This is a genomic window from Chryseobacterium sp. AG363 (assembly GCF_003610675.1).
Taxonomy (GTDB): Bacteria; Bacteroidota; Bacteroidia; order Flavobacteriales; family Weeksellaceae; genus Chryseobacterium; species Chryseobacterium cucumeris.
The window spans coordinates 21,132-39,961 of sequence record NZ_RAQF01000004.1; the positions used below are offsets into that span (position 1 = coordinate 21,132).

Here is an 18,830-nt window from a genome sequence, read left to right on the forward strand (position 1 = left end):
TATAAAATAATAACGATATACGAATGAAATTATCAAAAATATGGGCTGTATTAGCCCTTGCTGTTTTTTCTGAAAATCAGGCACAAAATTATTTGAATTATAATGTAGGGAATGCACATTCACATAATGATTACATGCAGGAGATCCCATTCTGGCAGGCTTATTATGCCAACTTCGGTTCCATTGAGGCAGATGTTTTTCTGGTAAAAGGAAAGCTTTGGGTAGCGCATACCGAAAAGGAACTTTCTGCAGACAGAACATTGGAAAATCTTTATCTCGATAATATTTCTAAGCAGATTAAACTGAACAAAGGAAGTATTTATCCTGATGCTGGTAAGAAACTTCAATTGCTGATTGATATAAAACAGGATTATAAAACTTCACTGGCAGCTTTGGTGAGTACGCTGGAAAAATATCCGGAGATTACCAGAAATTCCGGAATTAAAATTGTCATTACCGGAGGAAGACCTCAGCCTGCAGATTTTAAGAACTATCCCAACTATCTTTACTTTGATGGAGACCTTGACCAAAATTATTCTGCAGATCAGCTGAAAAGAATCGGGATGTTCAGTGCAGATCTTCCGGGATTGGTAAAATGGAACGGAAAAGGAATTCCAAGGGATGAAGAAACGCAAAAAATCAAAACTGCAGTAGGCAAAGCCCATGACCAGCAGAAACCTATTCGTTTTTATGGAGCTCCGGATTTTCCGAATGCCTGGGTAAATCTGATGGATTTAGGCGTAGATTATATCAATACCGATCATATTCCGGATCTCAAAAAATTCATGAACACGATTCCGAAAAACTTTTATAAGAATACAAAGGAATATGCCACTTATACTCCAACGTATCAGTCAGATGGTGTGGAGAAAAAAGTAAAGAATGTCATCCTTCTTATTCCGGACGGAACTTCTTTACCGCAATATTATGCTGCCTTTACAGCGAACAAAGGAAAACTGAATGTTTTCAACATGAAATCCACAGGGCTTTCCAAGACCAATTCATCCAATGCCTACATTACAGATTCAGCACCGGGTTCTACAGCGTTCGCAACAGGAGTTAAAACCAAAAACACTTTTGTCGGAGTTGACAATATGGGAAAAGCACTGGCACAGATCCCTGATATAATTGCTGAAAAAGGAATGACTTCCGGTTTAATTTCCACAGGAGATGTTACAGATGCTACGCCTGCTGATTTTTACGCCCATTCGGATAACAGAAACAGTTCGGAATCTATTTTAAAAGATTTTGCGGCTTCAAAAACAAAAATATTAATTGGAGGTCCCACAAGCGGATTGTCCCAGGATAATCTTCAGAAATTTAAGGAAGCAAAAATAGATTTGTATCAGGATTTGAAATCAGTAATGAAAATTAATAATCGTACATTGGTTATTGATCCTCTGGCTTCACAAAGGATCACTAATGGAAGAGGAAACTGGCTTGCCGAAGCTTTTGATCTTACTTTAAATGATTTAAATAATAATAAACAGGGATTCTTTATGATGATTGAAGCTTCCCAAACGGATGGCGGAGGTCATAGCAATAATATAGAACAGATGGTTACAGAATTACTGGATTTTGATCATGTGGTAGGGAAGGCTATGAAATTTGCTGACGAAAATAAAGAAACCTTAGTGATTGTAGTGGGGGACCATGAAACCGGAGGTTTAACACTTTTAGATGGCAGTCTGAAAGAGGGTTGGGTATTCGGGAACTTCAGTACGAATGATCATACTTCCATTCCGTCAAGTGTTTTTGCGTACGGACCGAATTCAAAAGAATTCACAGGATTGTTCGAAAACACTGAGATCTTCAACAAAATACTGGCTGCTTACGGAATTAAGAAATAGCTTTTTTACACTTTTACTTTTACAAAGAGAGATTGTTTCATTGTTGGAACAGTCTTTTTTTATGAATTAATTTAGAATTCTCGCAGATTCTACAGATTAAGCAGATGGTTGAGTTAATCTGCGTTATCTGCAAAATCTGCGAGAGATAAAAGCAGAACAAAACGCAAAAAGGCTGCCTCAAAAAGAAAGACAGCCTTTGAATAAATCTAACAAATAATAATTTAGAAATTGGTGTTAACGATCAATTGGGAAAGTTCAGCATTCACAAAATCAATCGGCATTATTCCGAAAGATCCGTGAGTATTGGATTGGAAGAATGTTTTAAGCCTTGGATTGATATTGTTGGATACGGTAGGAATACTTGGGATACCAAAAATTCCTGGTTTATAACCGCTGGTAAAATTCACGAAAAGTTTACCATTCGTATCATTTTTAGCTTCATTAAGCAGGCTGGAAATTCCATTCCACTTATCGTCGTTATTAGTTACTTTGTAATAATCCTGCACTTTTAACTGTACCCCGGAATTGTTAATGTCAAAAGTTGTATTATCAGCCCATGGTGAAGCGTTGATTCCCTTAGTTGTTCCTGAAGAGAATCTTCTTAGTAATTTGATCTTTCCTCTTACAGCACCAAGCGTAGGAATGTTTGCTCCAAGATCCCATTTCGAAGGATTTTTCTGTACATAAGAATCAAAAGTCTGTTCAAAACTTCTGGTGGTATTGGAAGCATCATATTCTTCTTTTACAGACATGATGATTGTTTCTGAAGGATGGCTGTTAAGGAACGCATAGCACGCATTAAGTACATCATCAAAATTCAGATTTTGGTAAATCGCTCCGTGATGAATGGTGAAAGCATTGTCAATATGTCTGCAACGTATATCCAGAAAACGGACTCCGGCGTTCAGTTGTTCTGCGATGCTGAGGTCCTGAGTTTTAGCCGTACCTGATACAACAGGGGCATCTACACGTGCTCCGGAATCATGGGTTCCGGGAATCGAGATTTTTGAAATGGAAATATTATCCTGAAGACCAGACATCCAGCTGTTCATCTCGATAGGTGCTAAAGAAGCTCTACTGCTAACTTTTGCTAAAGAAGCTAAGCTGTTTTCATTAGAGTCTCTTTCCATAAGGCTGTCATTGGAACAGGAAAAAAAGACAGATGCAGTAACCACTCCAAGAGTGATAGCTGTCATACGTTTCATGCTTTGTTTGAACATAGTTTTTTTATTTTTAAAGTAGCTTAAAAATAAGAATATATCAAAGCACTAGGAGTTAATTTAACTTTAAGAGATAATTAAGTTGGTATAAAGTAAGGGAGCTGGAAGAAAGAAGAAAAACGACGATTTTTATTAACGCAAAGCTTATTTTGGTTCCGGATATAGAGAGGAAGCAAAGATGAAATCAATAAATTGACTCTTTCTAAGCGGATGCATAACAATTAAGCTTCATCAGCGACATTGTCGCCTTCTTTGCTTTCTTTAAATAGAACTATAGAATTGTTTTCTTTGCGTTTTCAAAAGATATAGCTTTTCCAGATAGAAGTCTCTATTAAAACGCAAAATCCTCCTTCAACCCGGGAATTTTGAACTTGTGGTCTCCGATAAAGAAATCATTCATTTTAATAAGAGCCGGGAATTTATGAGTAAATTCTTTATGTAAGTTTTCGGGTAGTTTGGTATCATCATCACAGGAGGAATATTCTCTGTCAACAATTACTTGGCCTGTAGAAAAATTAATTTCATTGGTGAAACTGAAATCACAGGTATCTTCAAAATGATCGTATAAACCTATCAGATAAAAATCTCCGTTCTGAAATCTGAAGGTATGTTTATATTGCTGTGTATGCCTTGAATTGGTAAAAAACAGTTGTTCAATAACAAGACAGTTATTTTTTATATTGATTGTAAGAGTATTATCGGAAGGATAAAATCCGAATCCGCTTGAAAAAATGATGTCAGAATTTTCTTTCCATACTTTCAGACTACTGTTTTCCTTTTTCAGAATATAGAAAACCCTTTTATAGTCACTTATACCTTCCGGGTTCTGCTTGTATGATGCTTTTATATTCGTATTAAATACCAGGATAGTTTCATCTTTTCCATCTTTGTCAAGATCGCCTTTGGCTTCTGCAATCTGAGTATAACCTTTCGGAACCGAAAAATTTTTCAGCTTCTGAGCAGATAAGCTCGTCACAGATAAGAATATCAAAAAGTGAATGACAGATTTCATGATTATCAGTATTATTAAAAATGTGGTAATCCGAAATAAAAATCATTTTTTCAAATTACCACATTTTTATATTGTTAAATTAATGAGTCAGTATACTTTCAAGATCTTTCCAGAACATTGGATAAGACTTTTCTACTACATCTTCATCTTCAATATTGAGCTCGCCGATCAGACAAAATGGTGCAAAACTCATGGCCATTCTGTGATCCTGATAGGTCTTAATAGAAATATGGCTTTGTGGCTCTCCAAAACTGATTGATTTAATCGTCAAATCTGTGATCTCTGTTTCGGTACCCAGCTTTTTAAGCTCATTATATAAAGCCAGAAGCCTGTCGGTTTCCTTTACTCTTAAAGTCCCCAGTCCGGAAATCTCAAAAGGAATTATTAAAGCGGCGGCTGTTACACAAAGAGTTTGTGCAATGTCCGGACAGTCGTTCATATCCAGCATAATTTTTTCCGGAAAAGAAAAATCAGGCTGAGGTTCAAGCGTTAGTTGATGTTCATCTTCAGAGAATGTAGTTTTGATTCCGAAGAACTTTTCGTAGATGTTGGCAATTGCAGAATCTCCCTGTGTGGATTCTTTGTAAAAACTTTTTAGATGAATCTTTTCTCTTCCTAATGCACAGATAGAGTAGAAGTAGGAAGCCGAGCTCCAGTCGCTTTCCACTTCATAATGTACAACTGCGGAATTGTCAGGAGTGAAAGGTTCTACTTTGATGGTATTTCCTTCAAAACTGCTTTGAATACCAAATCTGGTCAGGATATCAAGCGTCATTTCAATATAAGATCTTGAAGTAACGTCACCCACAAGATTAATCACCAATCCATTCTCAAGTTTTCCTGCTATAAGTAGCAGTGAAGTGATAAACTGGCTTGAGATATTCGCAGGAACATTTACCGAAGTCTGTGTGATTTTTCTTCCTGTAATTTTTAAAGGGGGAAAACCTTCATTCTCCATATATTCAATTTCCACTCCAAGATCTCTCAAAGCACTTACCAGATTTTTGATAGGTCTTTCCTTCATTCTTCCGGAACCTGTAAGAACAGTTGTCTTTCCTTCCTGAATAGAATAATAAGAAGTGAGAAAACGCATTGCTGTTCCCGCATGATGAATATCTACCACTTCGGTATTCTCAGATAAAGCTTTTTTCAGCAGCTGAGTATCCTGAGAATTGGATAAATTCCCGATTTTTATATTGTTAAACAGACTTTCCAGAATCAATAAACGATTCGAAATACTTTTCGAACCGCTGATCTGTACTGTTTTATCTCCTGATAATTTTGATTTTTCTAGCTTCATTATGATCTACATTTCTAAAAAAATAATGAGTTACAAATTGATGTATTATTTATAACTCATCATTTATCATTATTTCAATTTTTCGTTGTTCTGATGCCGGTCTTTATCACGGTCAGTTTTTATTTTCATTTTTCTGTCGAAAGCATCCTGTAGGTTGACTCCGGTTTGATTGGCTAAACATAATGTTACAAAAAGCACATCTGCCAGTTCTTCACCAAGATCTTTAGTCTTATCACTTTCCTTTTCGCTTTGTTCACCATATCTTCTGGCAATAATTCTTGCTACTTCGCCTACTTCTTCTGTCAGCATTGCCATATTGGTAAGCTCATTAAAGTATCTTACCCCAATGGTTTTGATCCATTCATCTACCTGCTGTTGTAACTGCGTAATTTCCATTATTGATAAGCTCCTAAAGTTGGGTTAGTGGTTCTGGAAACATTCACGATATCAAAAGGTACCGTTGCTGCAACAGCCGCATTTCCTTTTCCAAGAGCCGGAGAACCAGGTTTTACCCTTAAATTCATTTTAGCCATAAAATAATTGACAAACTGAGGTTCTGCATTCTTCACCGTTTGTATCACATTCGGATTATTGTCAAAAGTGAAACCTGCTTCGGTGGCACTTGTATATTTGATTAATGAATTTTGAAGCAAGAATTCAAACTGCTGTCCCGGAGTTTGCTCAAAATGAACAGCATCATCCCTGTCAGAATAGACAATACTGTTTTTGATGTCAAGCTGCTGTAAGGCTCCTTGTTGCGACTGCCCGGCGTCATTTTTCCATTCATTGGCTGCAAAAATTCCTGCTCTGTCAAAAGAACTCATTGTTTTAGAATAATTCGCAATGGTAGCATGAGTATAGCTGTGTTTTCCACCAAGGAAAATACCGATACATGATAAACCGCAATTGTTCATGACAAGATTATTGGCATTCACGGTAGAACCTACGGCATAAATTCCGTACTCAAAGAAAGTATGGATGAAGGAATTGGTAATAGTAGCATTGGTTTGCTTCATATCCAGCCCTCTCGTCCCTCCGAAAAGTCTTGCATGGTTCATCTTAAGGGTAGAATTGGCCTCCATTTTAATAGAATTCCAGTTTTTAGGAATCGTATCATAATAAGGATCATTCCTGTCTCCGCGAAGAATAACCTGATCTGCCTGAGTACCGTTAATATTTAAGACCGCTCCGGAAGAAACTTTCATTCCGCTGTTTTTGTGGAAGTATACTTTCGTTCCGGGATTGATATCCAATGTTATATTAGGATTAATGGTAAGATTTCCGTAGATGATCTTTGCTTTATTGTTATTCCATGTAGTGGAACTGGTAATTACATTCGGGTTTCCGGGAGTCTGAATGAAAAATTCAGCATCCTGAACGACAGAAAATAAAGTTACATGCTGTTGTCCGCCAGGACTTGTAAAAAGAACTTTGTCTTCTGCAATGGCTTCCGGTCCTGTAGCTTCCGGAGCAATTTCAACAAAAATATAAAGGCTGTCTTTCTTTCTTAAAGGAACATTTTTAAAATCATATCCCGGTTTTCCATCTACATTGATTCTATATAATGAAGCAGCTCCTTTTTCAAGGTTCACTCTTGGGATCATGATATCCTTATCTTCATTATTATATACTTTTACAACATAAGTTTCTGAACGTACCTGATGATATACCGTATCACAAAATACCGTATCTCTGGAGAAGCGGAGTTTCTGTGAAGGACTGTCAAACGTGATGTCATCTTTATTACATGATACTGCTACAAGTAACATCCAGAAGGAAAAAGCCAGTAATAATTTGAATTTCATTGAAATTAAAGTTTAAGTAAGTTCCAAATTTAACGAAAATACTTTGAATTTCTTATCTATAAAAAAATATTGAATTCAGTATTTGGAATTTTAAAAAAATGTTGTATTTTTGCAACCTAAAATTTAGCAGAGAAATATCCATTACTATTTCGAAAGCAAACTTAATTTTTTTAAAAATAGTATTATGAAAAACGGAATCCACCCAGAAAATTATAGACTTGTTGTTTTCAAAGATATGAGTAACGACGAGGTGTTTCTTTGCAAGTCTACTGCGGAAACAAAAGACACTATTGAGTACGAAGGACAAGAGTATCCTCTAATCAAAATGGAAATCTCTTCAACTTCTCACCCTTTCTACACTGGTAAAGTGAAACTAGTTGACACTGCAGGTAGAGTTGATAAGTTCATGAACAAGTATAAAAAATTCGCTAAGTAATTTTTATACATTAAAAATATTAAAGTCTTCCAATTTTTGGGAGACTTTTTTTATTGTAAATTTGTTTAACATAAATCTTAAACTTAAAAACTGAATGATGCAGTTGGTATTTTCAGACGCACAATATTGGGAAGACTTTCTTCCGCTTACTTTTACCCGCCCGGTTGCTGCTATGCGATGCGGAATCCTTACATTTTCTGAAAGATGGCAGAAAATACTTGAAAACACTGAAGTAACTTATTTCACGGAAATATACCTTCAGGATAAATTTAAAAGCCCGGAGGAAAAAGAAAGTCTATTTTTAGTTCCCAATTTCCTTCCTACAGAAACCGTAATTCAACAGATTAAAGATCTTAAGCAAGGGGAGGCACTGGTGTATGAAGACGAATTAATCGCCGCTAAAATCAATATGAAAGGGTTTTCTCTGAACCAGATTGAAAAAATGACGGATATTAAGGAAGAACTCGTTTTTTTCAAAAGACCGAAAGATCTTTTTACCTATAACCATCACGCGATTGATTTTGATTTTGAACTGCTTACTAAAGGAAGAACTTCACAGGAATTGTCTTCAACCAATGGTTTCTTAGGCGATAAAAAAGATCTGTTTATTGAAGAAGGAGCTTATGTTGAATTCTCTACCATCAATACAAAAACAGGGAAGATTTACATCGGGAAAAATACTGAGATCATGGAAGGCTGCCATCTTCGCGGGCCAATTGCGCTTTGTGATGATTCCAAATTCAACCTTGGCGCTAAAATTTACGGAGCTACCACCATCGGCCCTCACTGTAAAGTAGGTGGTGAAGTGAATAACATTATTATCTTCGGATACTCAAGTAAAGGGCATGAGGGTTTTGTAGGAAACTCTGTGATTGGGGAGTGGTGTAATTTCGGAGCGGATACGAATTCTTCCAACATGAAAAATAATTATGGTAGCGTAAAATTCTGGAATTACAGAACAAAATCATTCGAAGATACAGGATTACAGTTTGCAGGTCTGATTATGGGAGATCATTCCAAAACAGCCATCAATACCCAATTGAATACAGGAACGGTAATCGGCGTTGCTTCCAATATCTTCAAACCAGGTTTTCCCCCTAACCTTGTGGAAAACTTTTCATGGGGCGGCTCGAAAGATGATGAAAGATTCAAACTTGATAAAGTATATGAAGTCGCAGAAAGAGCCATGGCGAGAAGAAAAGTGGCTTTAACAGAAGAAGATAAAGCGATTCTGAAACATATTTTTGATACGTATTAATTCAATAAAAATAAAAAACTTCAAATTATTTGAAGTTTTTTTATTTTTGATGTAATAGATAAGTAACTGCAATTGTCTTACCTATAAGAAACAAAACTCATGACCCAAGAAACTTTCAAGAATACGGTGTTTATTCTCAAAGACGAGATGTATCGTTTTGCGAAGCGGTTTGTCATGAGCAGTGATGAAGCAGAAGATGTAGTACAGGATCTCATGATGAAGTTTTGGCAGAAGAGGGATGAGCTTGAGCAATTCGGGAACTTTAAATCCTATGCGCTGAAGTCTGTTCGGAACGAATGCCTGAACATATTGAAGCATCACGACGTAAAGATCGGCTTTGCGGATATGCAGCTTCACCGCTCGGAGCTTTACAGTATGGAAGTTGATAACCTTAAGGAACATATTGTAGGATTTATCAATCAGCTCCCTGAGAAACAGAAGATGGTCATCCACTTGAAAGATGTAGAAGAGTATGATGTTTCCGAAATTTCTGAAATGCTGGAAATGGAGGAAAATGCAGTAAGGGTAAACCTGATGCGTGCGAGACAAAAAGTAAAAGAACAAATCTCACAACTGATGAGCTATGAAAGAAGATCAATTACAAGATAAATACAACGAAGTCTTCCGGGAAATTAAGGAAGAAAAAATGGACTGGAGTTTTGAAGATTTTCTTCAGACTGCAGAAGGTGCGGAGCCTGAACAGTATATGGCACCTATCATCCCATTAGGCGAAAAAAAGAAACCTTCATTTCCTAAATGGTTCTGGATGGCCGCCAGTGTAATGCTGGTTTTGGGTATCGGCTTATTTATCAATTATAATAATTCCGGTACGGCAGATGCCCTGGAAAGAGAAAAACTGGTAAAAGACGAGATCTTAAAACAGAAATCAGGGTTCATTGAAGAAAACAGTGATCATCAGGAACAGGTTGCAGTGAATCATACAGACTCTATTTCCGGTGTGAAAAAAGATTCTGTTTTTCAGGACAACCAGGTGGCAGAAAAAGATGTAATGGATGAAATTCTGCCAAAAAGAGGAAGGCTTAAAAAAGAAAGAAAACCTAGATATGTTGATAATTCTTCCTTCCCAGGTAAAAATTTAAATGATTCTGCAACAGCTTACAATGACTCTTATGTTATTGTAAACGGAAAAAGAATTAGTAGTGAAAAAGAAGCCCTGGATGTTACAAGATACTCCTTTATGAAATTAGGAAACGAGTTTAAAAAAACAGTAGCATCTTCCCAAAAAAATGAAAATCTTGACAGCGAATACTAAAAATCAGATCAATCTCATGAAAAAAATATTTTTTATAATAGCCATAATGCTAAGCAGTTTTGCAACATCTTCTGCACAGACTGACAAACTGAACAAGCTTTTTCAGGATTTTGAAAAAAATGGAGGAGTAACATCTATCAATATCAAGAAGCCAATGTTCAAACTACTGAATACCATTGATGTTAATGATGCTTATGTAGGAAAGATAAAACCAATTTTGAACGAAGTAGAGGGATTGAAAATTCTGATCATTCCCAAAATAACATTCCCGGATCGTTTAAAAGATGAAAATCTCGCGAATATAAGAATGAACGAAGAAAAGACGGATCGGGTAAATAAAGCTCTACGATCTCTTAATTTCAATGAACTGATGTCCATGAGCAGTGATGGCACTTCCATGAAGTTCCTGGCCGAAGAAGAAAAAGATAATTATCTGGAAAATCTTGTGTTCAATGTAGATTCCAAAGAAGAGAATATTATTTTTATTCTTAATGGAAAAATGAAACTGTCAGATGTGAACAAAATCATTAATTCCGGCGAAACCATTACTTCTTCTGTGACAAGTACCATGAAAAGCAGCCTTACTTCAGAGAATACATCTTCTTACCTGAATGGAGATAGCAGAAATGTAGGTGAGTTTTCAAAAATAGATGCCAGCGTGGGAGTAAATGTTACCTTCAAGCAGGAAAATAACAGAAGTGTAAAAGTGATTGCCGATGCAGATAAACTTCAATATGTCATCACTAAAGTGGAAAACGGAGTGCTGAAAATATACGTGGATAATAAAGGCGTTCGAAATCTTAGATTTAAAAATCTTAATGTGAACGTTTCGGCTCCTAATCTTCACGGTATAAAAACTTCATCGGGAAGTATTTTTACAGCTGTAGATACTGTTAATGAGAATAGCATGGAGATCGATGCAGAATCAGGTTCTATTATTAAAGGAGCTTTCAATGTAAAACAAGCTGCCGCTGTTACAGTGAGCTCTGGTGCTGTTGTGAATGCTGAACTTATCACAGAGAAGCTGGCTTTGGATATCTCAAGCGGAGCAAGTGTAAACTTATCCGGAGAAGCTGTTTCTGCAGTAATAGAAACGAGTAGCGGTGCTTCGTGTAAAGCCGATGACCTTAAGATTACCACAGCAGTTGCAGAATCTACTTCAGGAGCAAGTCTTTCCTTACTTGTTACAGACAAATTAAAAGTAAGTGTTTCTTCAGGAGCTGATGTAAAACTGAAAGGAAATCCTGAGTTAGATGCCAAAGTGGACAAAATTTCGGGAGGAAGCCTCAGACAAATCAAATAAAAAAACTAACCTATGAAGACTCTTAAAAACATTTTTCTCGTGATTCTGACAATCGGGCTGATGCAGTCATGTATTGTCTCAGAAAAGCCAAATATAGATTTTTTTCAGAATTCAAAATATGATTTCAAGGGCGCACAGTTTGCAAGTATTAATGTGCCCATGGTTTTAGCTAAATCTTATATTAAGAAAGCCCTGAGCGAAGAAGGAGAAAGTGAAGAGACCATAGATATGGTTAAGAAAGCCTCTAAAATAAAAGTCCTTACTGTAACCAATGGGAGTAAGGAAATGCTAAATGACTATGCTCAGTTTTTGAATAACAATCATTATGAAGAGTGGGCTAGCATAAAACATGATGGAGAAGATATCAACATTAGAGTAAAACAGGAAGGAGAGATCATTAAAAATATGCTGATCATTGTAGGTTCCAGCAAGAATGAAATGGTTTTTGTAGATGTAAAAGGAAGTTTTACGGCTAATGATATTTCAAAAATGATTAATTCTGTTTCTGATAAATAATCATATCACCTCAAGAATTCAACCTGGATGAAAATGAAAACCTCATGAAACAGACCTTCAATGTTCATATTTAACATATAAATAAAGTAGTTTCAAACTTATTCAATTATTTTGTACCGTAACCGTTCTGATAAAAGGACGGTTTTTTTGATTTAAGTTATTGATTATTAATTTTTATTTAAACTATCAAAAAGGATTTTCATATCTCACTAAAATAACCTAATTTTGCAAAGAAAGTAAAGATGTCTATTCATAACAAAATTGTAGAGACAGCCATCACTTTCGATGACGTTCTTCTAGTCCCTTCTTATTCAGAAGTTTTACCTAACCAGGTTTCATTAAAATCAAGACTTACCGACAAAATCACGCTGAATGTTCCGATAGTTTCCGCTGCGATGGACACTGTTACTGAAGCTGATCTGGCCATTGCTTTAGCAAGAGTCGGAGGGTTAGGATTTATCCACAAAAACATGACAATCGCTGAGCAGGCAGCTCAGGTAAACCGTGTAAAACGTTCCGAAAACGGAATGATCTCTGATCCGGTTACTTTATCTAAAGATCATACTTTAGGTGAAGCTAAAGATCTTATGTCAAGATATAAGATTTCCGGTCTTCCGGTTGTAGATCCCGATAATGTCCTGATCGGAATTATTACCAACAGAGATGTAAAATATCAGGAAAATCTTGATATGAAAGTAGAAGAGATCATGACCAAAGAAAATCTGATCACTTCAGACAAAAATACCAATCTTGAAAAGGCAAAAGAAATCCTTCTTAAGAACAGAGTTGAAAAACTTCCTATCGTAGATAAAGATAACAAACTTGTAGGTTTAATTACTATCAAGGATATCGATAATCAGTTGGAGTACCCTAATGCCAATAAAGATGAAAATGGTCGTCTTATCGTAGGAGCAGGAGTAGGAGTAGGAGAAGATACATTAACGAGAATTGAGGCTTTAGTACAGGCAGGAGTTGATATTGTAGCAATTGATTCTGCACATGGCCATTCAAAAGGAGTTTTAGATAAAATTTCAGAGATCAGAAAAGCATATCCTAACCTTGATATTGTAGGAGGGAATATTGTGACAGCAGATGCCGCAAAAGATCTTATTGCAGCAGGAGCAAACGTATTGAAAGTAGGAGTAGGCCCAGGATCTATCTGTACAACCAGAGTAGTGGCCGGAGTTGGGGTTCCTCAGTTATCTGCTATCTATAACGTTTATGAATATGCTAAATCTCAAAATGTAGCAGTAATTGGCGACGGAGGTATCAAGCTTTCCGGAGATATTGTAAAAGCTATCGCTAGCGGTGCAGGTGCTGTGATGTTAGGTTCACTTTTAGCAGGTACAGATGAGGCTCCGGGAGAAGAAATTATCTTCCAGGGAAGAAAATTCAAATCTTACCAGGGAATGGGAAGTCTTTCAGCAATGAAGAGAGGAGGTAAAGAAAGATATTTCCAAAGTGAAGCTAAAAAATTCGTTCCGGAAGGAATTGAAGGAAGAGTTCCGCATAAAGGAAAATTGGAGGATGTTATTTTCCAGTTGACAGGAGGTTTAAGAGCCGGAATGGGATACTGTGGTGCAAAAGATATTGAAACCCTTCAAAGGGATTCAAAACTGGTTATGATTACCGGAAGCGGACTGAAAGAATCTCACCCGCATGATGTCATTATCACACAGGAAGCTCCGAATTATTCTTTATAAAATTATAATTGAATTTAAATATGAAAAACCGCACAATTTGTGCGGTTTTTTTATTTTATGATTCTGTTTTAATGATTTGGTTGATAGGGTGTTGATTTTAAAATGTCTATTTTTTAAATTGTCAATTTGTTTTTATTTTTCTGTGTTTTTTAATTATAATATAAATAAAATTAGCTCTGTTGGGTTTTGTGTTAATTTTATTTTTTAATTTAAATGTAACAATAGTTAAGTTTTTTCTACTAACTATAATAAAATTTTAAATTTATTGCTTGTTTTGGTTGTGAATATCACGATTCAGGATGTGTAGGCAGTAAATTTGCAAATTGTTTAATTTTTTAAATTAGTGAAATGAAGAAAACTATCCTTTGTGGGGCTTTGTTACTATCCCTTTCAGTATCTGCACAACAAAAAAAAGATTGGTGTGACTTTGATAATGAACAGAGAGTACATCAAAAACAGAATGCGGAAATTGATGAGATGATTCGTAATATCCGTAACAAAATTATTAGCGGTAATCAGAATACTACAGCTAAAAACGGAAGTGCATACAAAATTGTAAATGGAGTTTACGAAATTCCTGTAGTAGTACACGTAATAGCACCTACTGGTGCTGCTATTGGTTCAGCTTATAATAAGAGTGATGCACAAATTCAGGCTTGGTTAGATCATTGTAATCAAATGTATGCAGGTACTTATCAATGGGCGCAGGGAGTTCCTGCAGATTTTGGTAATGCTGCTACGATGCCGATTAAATTGGTGTTGGCTAAAAGAGACCCTAGCTGTAATGCTACTACGGGGATTATTCGATATAATGGAGGAGTCCTTACTGGATATGATACTTATGGAGTAAAGCGTAACGGAGCCAATGGAGTTACAACAGCACAGGTAAAAACAATTGCTCCTCATTGGCCGGAAGCATCTTACTTCAATATTTATATTATGAATAAAGTAGATGGCGGTGGTACTTATGGTATTATGGGATGGGCAGGATTACCTCAAAATCCTGATTCTTCTTATGAATCCTTTATGAAATCTTTTGTCGTTACACTACAGGATGATATTACTCTGGCACACGAATTTGGACATAGTATGGGATTACTTCATACTTTTGGAAATGTAAACCCGGATGCACCACAAGGAGATACAACTACTAATTTCTGTCCACCAACTACTGGTAACTGTGAGAATGATGATGATCAGGTTTGTGATACAGAAAGATCAAGAAGCTTGCTGAATGATTTTCCGGCACCTACCAATAATGATATGAATTATTGTTCAGGGGTGAACTATCAGGGAGTACAGTATAATATGATGAACTATACAAACCCAACAGCATTTAAGTTTACCAATGGGCAACATGATAGAGCAGCTCTTTATTTCTTCCTGATGAAAGGAGGGCTAAGTACTTCATTAGGAGCAACAGCTCCTTCTGCAGGATCGGCTATTGGAACTCCTATTGCAGCTTCGTGTAATCCAACAGGTATTACAACCCCAAGTAATTATTTTGTAGGACCTACTTTAGTAAAACTGGGAAATATCAATAATGCATCAACAGGATATTGGCAGAGTGCAGCTAATTTCTATGAAGATTATACAGGAGCAAGCTGTTTAAGAGCAACATCCACCGAGCTTTCTGCAACGGGAACTCATAATCTTCAGGTGAATGTGTCAGATTCAAATAATGATATAAGAGTATGGATTGATTATAATAATAATGGAACGTTTGAAGCTTCTGAACTTGTAGGTTCGGCTGATAATATTATTGCAGATCCTGTTACTTTAATTGGTACTTACAGTACTACGATTACAGCTCCGGCTTCAGTAGTATTGAATACTCCTCTAAGAATGAGAGTCCTTGTAGATGATGAGAATGCTAACATGACTCCTTGTGGACAATTAAAATACGGACAGGTTGAAGATTATACAGTAAAATTTGTTACCAACCTAGGAACAAGTGAAGTAAAAGCTGATAATGGTGATTTAACAGTTTATCCTAACCCGGTAGCAACCGGAGATAAGATCTTCATTAAAGCTAAAAATGGTAAAAATCTGAAAGTTTCTATTTCTGATATGTCAGGAAGACTGGTATCAAGCCCATCTGTATCTGAAGAAGGAAATGGTGTTTTCAAAGTAGACCAGCAATTAGAAAAAGGAGTTTACATGATTCAGGTTTCTAATGGAAAAGACAGTAAGTCTTCAAAGTTGATTATCAAATAAAATGATTATCATTTAAAATATATATAAATGTCTCCATTGTAATGGGGACATTTTTTATTCAATTTTTATATACTTAAATTTGGGCTTAATAACTTTGTTAAGAAATTGTCCCTTAGATTTTGCCTTTGCAAACTTTTCTATAATAGTAGAAGGTACTTTAAAATAGTCATAAACAGCCCCCGACTGATATATAATTCTCAATATTTCAGTTTCTTGGAAATAAATGAAATGATTTACAACACTTGAAGGCATACTGTATTTTATGCAAAAAACATTCCTTATCTTAAAATAAAAGCTTACGGAGATCCCGAAAGCTTTAATAATTGATTATTTAAAAAAACAGTACCTTATTTTTTTACAAATTTAAATTGATGCGTCTGAAAATTTCGGGTATTTATTTTCAGTACATATCCTCCGGGAGCGAGTTGTGAAACATCAATCTTAGAATCAAACATTTCAGACTTTACTAGACGTCCGTCAATAGTATAAATCTGGATTGACGTTCCGTCGTCGATACCTCTAATACTGATGAGATCAGTCACAGGATTAGGGAAGATCTGAATTTTATTTTTAGTAAGTTCCGAAGTTCCTAATGTTGTGGTTTGCACATCACCGGTCATGGTAGAATTTCCTGCAGTAAGATTTCCATTGCAAAGCCCGGTTGTAAATGCCGTATTTTCAACCCAGGTTCCAATGTTGTTACCAGGAGGAAAAGAGACTGAATTATTTCCCGTTGAATTGTAATAAACAAGTTTAGGATTTGTAAATGTACCATATCCTTCATCAGCAAGAAATTCCCATCTTGTAAGAGTGTTGTTCCATTGTATTTTAAATTCGCAGGTTCCCAGGCCGCTGCATGGCTCTCCGTCAACAGGAGTCGTTACATAGATGCTTTTGTTATTGGTGTCAACCCCGGTTTTATTAAAAATAAAAGTTTGATCATCAAACAGATTAATGCATCCTTTAAAAGTTATAGTCTGCGCAAAAGCTGTGCTTCCTGCTATCAGGCATAATAAGTAAAGAATTTTCATAGTTATTAATTTTGTGATGGGAAAACTCCGGCTAATGCAATAATACATTTCAAGGTAATAAATGGAGGTCTGTTTTCATGAGGTTGGCTTCCTCCTGTATTTCCTACCATTGTGTTTTTCATTACAGTGTTAGCAGCTGTATCGGAATATTCTTTATCGAGCCCTTTTGTGTCAGCAGGTAAATTATTTGTTGGAGTACTTTGGTTTCCTTCTGCCGTTACGGCATTTACAGTATGATTGTGAGCTGGCATTTGTGTTATCAATAGTGTTACACTTTCAGCTCCTCCGGTTTCTCCCATGGTGTATGTGGTAGGACTTCCCGGAGCTTGTCCGTTATGAACAAGTACCCTTCCTCTCATATCTGGTAAGGCAAATGTGGTTGTCCCATTTCCTCCATAAGTGGTTCCTAACAATGAAAAAAGTGCTTGATTTTGAGCGATGGGCAGAAGCTGCCCATTACATTCTGCCCAGTATTTTGGAGCAAAATTATAAGGTACAAAGGCTATTTGCCCTAAAAATGGTTCTGATGCCTGTGCTTTTAGAGCAGGAGCAAATGCACTGCCTATCAACAGTGTACATGCAAAAATTAAGTTTTTCATGATAGCAAGAATTTTAAGTAATATAAAATTAAAAAATATTTTACATAAAACACTTAATTAAAAGAAAAACCTTTCGTTGTATAACAAAAGGTTAGATTTTATTTATTGAAAAATATTTTATTATAGATTTTTTCTCTAATGTTTAAGGTTGGATGATGGGAATAAGTTATCATTTTAATTTTTCAGATTATCCTTAAAATCATCAATTCTGAAATCAGTCAGAGCATTTCCTTTTTCAATTTTCTCTTTAGAATACAACCTGAAATCATTTTCTGTTTTTTCTAAAAGATAATCATAGGGCCCTACGTGAGAGATTAATTTTACCAGAACCGGAGAAATCTCAAGACAGATAAACAATCCCATGATAAAAGCGGCTGCAAGTCCAATGATCGCAGAATTTTTACCAAGCTCATCCAATGCCTGAAGTCTTGCTGCAAAACCATTGAATTTATCTTCAAAAGTTTCTGTAGATTTTCTTTCTGTTTCCAGATTAGTGTATACCTTGGAAATTTCTTTATCCAGATATTCCAGTCTGGGAGCAGCCTGTTTCTGATAGTTTTCAAGGTCCAATCGGCGTTGCTCCTTTAATTGTTGCTTACGTTTGGCATTGGGGCCATAACCTTCTTTTCCACTGGTTAATCCCGATTGTTTACCCAGGATTTCCTTCTCAAGCTCTACAGAAGCAGAGTCATACGACTGCTGATACTGAGCAATTTTTCCTGAAATTTGTTGCTTTTCTGTTTCAAAAGGACCGCTTTGTTGAAGAATCCTACCATTCATTTCACCCTGTAACTGCTTTTTATTTCTTTGAATAATGGTATTCAACTGTTTGTTCACCTCCTTTTCAAAAATTTTAAGTTCTAAAGGTTTAGAAATGATAATTCCCAGAAAGGTTGCAAGAATGAGGCGTGGGATAGACATCAGAATCTGATTCCACCATGTTCCTGTTTTTTTGATGGAAGAAACAATATAACGGTCAAGATTGAAAATCATTAGTCCCCACAGAATTCCAAATCCTATAGAAGCCCAAAGATTATCAAAAACCGTATACATAGCATAGCCTGCAGATAAAGTGGCGAATACTGCAGTGAAAAGGACAATACCTCCGATGCCGGAAAACTTATTCCATTCACTCGGAGTCTTTCTTAAAATATGGATGTTCCCGCCTGAACATACCATCAGAAACTTTTGGAACCAGTTTATTTTATGAGTCCCTTGATTTATAGTTTGTTGTTTTGTTTTCATAACTGAAAATTTATACAAAGGTAGTACTAAAAATCATACCAATGTAAAAGATAGTATTATGT

Annotated in this window: 18 protein-coding genes; 9 read left to right on the forward strand and 9 right to left on the reverse strand. The window is 36.0% G+C overall.

The genetic code is table 11. The features are described from left to right. The first annotated feature begins 23 nt into the window (after nt 1-23). Nucleotides 24-1,850 carry an alkaline phosphatase gene (locus tag DEU39_RS16355; RefSeq protein ID WP_120232667.1) on the forward strand — a complete coding sequence of 609 codons (1,827 nt, stop codon included), beginning with the start codon at nt 24-26 and terminating at the stop codon, nt 1,848-1,850. 221 nt (nt 1,851-2,071) lie between these two features. Here the strand turns inward: DEU39_RS16355 and DEU39_RS16360 are convergent, their stop codons facing one another. From DEU39_RS16360 to DEU39_RS16380, 5 genes are all read right to left on the reverse strand, one after another. After that, nucleotides 2,072-3,070 carry a phosphatidylinositol-specific phospholipase C gene (locus DEU39_RS16360; protein WP_120232668.1) on the reverse strand — a complete coding sequence of 333 codons (999 nt, stop codon included), beginning with the start codon at nt 3,068-3,070 and terminating at the stop codon, nt 2,072-2,074. 331 nt (nt 3,071-3,401) lie between these two features. Beyond that, nucleotides 3,402-4,082 (reverse strand): hypothetical protein, encoded by a 681-nt coding sequence (locus DEU39_RS16365; protein WP_228436812.1) that lies wholly within the window; start codon nt 4,080-4,082, stop codon nt 3,402-3,404. A gap of 79 nt (nt 4,083-4,161) precedes the next feature. Further along, a complete protein-coding gene (locus DEU39_RS16370; RefSeq protein ID WP_120232670.1) occupies nt 4,162-5,382 on the reverse strand; it encodes a 3-phosphoshikimate 1-carboxyvinyltransferase in 1,221 nt (406 codons plus the stop codon). A 69-nt stretch (nt 5,383-5,451) separates the two neighbouring features. Next, complete coding sequence (locus tag DEU39_RS16375; RefSeq protein WP_047385875.1) at nt 5,452-5,778, reverse strand: nucleotide pyrophosphohydrolase; 327 nt, start codon at nt 5,776-5,778, stop codon at nt 5,452-5,454. After that, nucleotides 5,778-7,187, reverse strand: coding sequence for a hypothetical protein (locus DEU39_RS16380; protein WP_120232671.1), 1,410 nt, complete (start codon nt 7,185-7,187; stop codon nt 5,778-5,780). The genes DEU39_RS16375 and DEU39_RS16380 overlap by 1 nt, the downstream gene beginning before the upstream one ends. 184 nt (nt 7,188-7,371) lie before the next feature. Here DEU39_RS16380 and DEU39_RS16385 point away from each other — a divergent pair, with 184 nt between their 5' ends. From DEU39_RS16385 to DEU39_RS16420, 8 genes are all read left to right on the forward strand, one after another. Beyond that, on the forward strand, nt 7,372-7,623 hold the full coding sequence (locus DEU39_RS16385) for a type B 50S ribosomal protein L31 (RefSeq protein ID WP_002976190.1): 252 nt from the start codon (nt 7,372-7,374) through the stop codon (nt 7,621-7,623). 97 nt (nt 7,624-7,720) lie between these two features. Beyond that, nucleotides 7,721-8,881 carry a GlmU family protein gene (locus DEU39_RS16390; protein WP_120232672.1) on the forward strand — a complete coding sequence of 387 codons (1,161 nt, stop codon included), beginning with the start codon at nt 7,721-7,723 and terminating at the stop codon, nt 8,879-8,881. A 99-nt stretch (nt 8,882-8,980) separates the two neighbouring features. Continuing rightward, a complete protein-coding gene (locus DEU39_RS16395) occupies nt 8,981-9,490 on the forward strand; it encodes an RNA polymerase sigma factor (RefSeq protein WP_120232673.1) in 510 nt (169 codons plus the stop codon). Then, the gene (locus DEU39_RS16400) at nt 9,465-10,154 is read left to right on the forward strand and encodes a hypothetical protein (protein WP_120232674.1); all 690 of its coding nucleotides are present in this window, start codon (nt 9,465-9,467) and stop codon (nt 10,152-10,154) included. The genes DEU39_RS16395 and DEU39_RS16400 overlap by 26 nt, the downstream gene beginning before the upstream one ends. A 16-nt stretch (nt 10,155-10,170) precedes the next feature. Next, complete coding sequence (locus DEU39_RS16405) at nt 10,171-11,457, forward strand: DUF4252 domain-containing protein (protein WP_228436814.1); 1,287 nt, start codon at nt 10,171-10,173, stop codon at nt 11,455-11,457. 12 nt (nt 11,458-11,469) lie between these two features. Continuing rightward, nucleotides 11,470-11,973 (forward strand): DUF4252 domain-containing protein, encoded by a 504-nt coding sequence (locus DEU39_RS16410; RefSeq protein WP_120232675.1) that lies wholly within the window; start codon nt 11,470-11,472, stop codon nt 11,971-11,973. Nucleotides 11,974-12,215: 242 nt separating this feature from the next. Next, entirely contained in the window at nt 12,216-13,676 is a 1,461-nt protein-coding gene (gene guaB / locus DEU39_RS16415; RefSeq protein WP_120232676.1) for an IMP dehydrogenase, read from the forward strand. Nucleotides 13,677-14,024: 348 nt separating this feature from the next. Then, the gene (locus DEU39_RS16420; protein ID WP_120232677.1) at nt 14,025-15,893 is read left to right on the forward strand and encodes a GEVED domain-containing protein; all 1,869 of its coding nucleotides are present in this window, start codon (nt 14,025-14,027) and stop codon (nt 15,891-15,893) included. 54 nt (nt 15,894-15,947) lie between these two features. On the opposite strand, the gene DEU39_RS16425 is transcribed toward DEU39_RS16420, so the two are convergent. The 4 genes from DEU39_RS16425 to DEU39_RS16440 form a co-directional block, all read right to left on the reverse strand. Next, nucleotides 15,948-16,145, reverse strand: coding sequence for a KTSC domain-containing protein (locus DEU39_RS16425; protein WP_062675694.1), 198 nt, complete (start codon nt 16,143-16,145; stop codon nt 15,948-15,950). Between the two features lie 95 nt (nt 16,146-16,240). Further along, the gene (locus DEU39_RS16430; protein ID WP_120232678.1) at nt 16,241-16,924 is read right to left on the reverse strand and encodes a T9SS type A sorting domain-containing protein; all 684 of its coding nucleotides are present in this window, start codon (nt 16,922-16,924) and stop codon (nt 16,241-16,243) included. Between the two features lie 5 nt (nt 16,925-16,929). Next, complete coding sequence (locus DEU39_RS16435) at nt 16,930-17,523, reverse strand: phage tail protein (protein ID WP_062675696.1); 594 nt, start codon at nt 17,521-17,523, stop codon at nt 16,930-16,932. Between the two features lie 174 nt (nt 17,524-17,697). Then, entirely contained in the window at nt 17,698-18,768 is a 1,071-nt protein-coding gene (locus tag DEU39_RS16440; protein WP_120232679.1) for a DUF4407 domain-containing protein, read from the reverse strand. Nucleotides 18,769-18,830: the final 62 nt, after the last annotated feature.

Excerpts from the sequence above, each read along its gene's own strand:
- DEU39_RS16360 (WP_120232668.1), bottom strand. The coding sequence starts at position 3,070 with ATGTTCAAACAAAGCATGAAACGTATGACAGCTATCACTCTTGGAGTG.
- DEU39_RS16420 (WP_120232677.1), top strand. The coding sequence starts at position 14,025 with ATGAAGAAAACTATCCTTTGTGGGGCTTTGTTACTATCCCTTTCAGTA.
- DEU39_RS16405 (WP_228436814.1), top strand. The coding sequence starts at position 10,171 with ATGAAAAAAATATTTTTTATAATAGCCATAATGCTAAGCAGTTTTGCA.
- DEU39_RS16375 (WP_047385875.1), bottom strand. The coding sequence starts at position 5,778 with ATGGAAATTACGCAGTTACAACAGCAGGTAGATGAATGGATCAAAACC.
- guaB (WP_120232676.1), top strand. The coding sequence starts at position 12,216 with ATGTCTATTCATAACAAAATTGTAGAGACAGCCATCACTTTCGATGAC.
- DEU39_RS16410 (WP_120232675.1), top strand. The coding sequence starts at position 11,470 with ATGAAGACTCTTAAAAACATTTTTCTCGTGATTCTGACAATCGGGCTG.
- DEU39_RS16390 (WP_120232672.1), top strand. The coding sequence starts at position 7,721 with ATGCAGTTGGTATTTTCAGACGCACAATATTGGGAAGACTTTCTTCCG.
- DEU39_RS16395 (WP_120232673.1), top strand. The coding sequence starts at position 8,981 with ATGACCCAAGAAACTTTCAAGAATACGGTGTTTATTCTCAAAGACGAG.
- DEU39_RS16380 (WP_120232671.1), bottom strand. The coding sequence starts at position 7,187 with ATGAAATTCAAATTATTACTGGCTTTTTCCTTCTGGATGTTACTTGTA.
- DEU39_RS16435 (WP_062675696.1), bottom strand. The coding sequence starts at position 17,523 with ATGAAAAACTTAATTTTTGCATGTACACTGTTGATAGGCAGTGCATTT.
- DEU39_RS16425 (WP_062675694.1), bottom strand. The coding sequence starts at position 16,145 with ATGCCTTCAAGTGTTGTAAATCATTTCATTTATTTCCAAGAAACTGAA.
- DEU39_RS16355 (WP_120232667.1), top strand. The coding sequence starts at position 24 with ATGAAATTATCAAAAATATGGGCTGTATTAGCCCTTGCTGTTTTTTCT.
- DEU39_RS16400 (WP_120232674.1), top strand. The coding sequence starts at position 9,465 with ATGAAAGAAGATCAATTACAAGATAAATACAACGAAGTCTTCCGGGAA.
- DEU39_RS16440 (WP_120232679.1), bottom strand. The coding sequence starts at position 18,768 with ATGAAAACAAAACAACAAACTATAAATCAAGGGACTCATAAAATAAAC.
- DEU39_RS16430 (WP_120232678.1), bottom strand. The coding sequence starts at position 16,924 with ATGAAAATTCTTTACTTATTATGCCTGATAGCAGGAAGCACAGCTTTT.
- DEU39_RS16370 (WP_120232670.1), bottom strand. The coding sequence starts at position 5,382 with ATGAAGCTAGAAAAATCAAAATTATCAGGAGATAAAACAGTACAGATC.
- DEU39_RS16385 (WP_002976190.1), top strand. The coding sequence starts at position 7,372 with ATGAAAAACGGAATCCACCCAGAAAATTATAGACTTGTTGTTTTCAAA.
- DEU39_RS16365 (WP_228436812.1), bottom strand. The coding sequence starts at position 4,082 with ATGAAATCTGTCATTCACTTTTTGATATTCTTATCTGTGACGAGCTTA.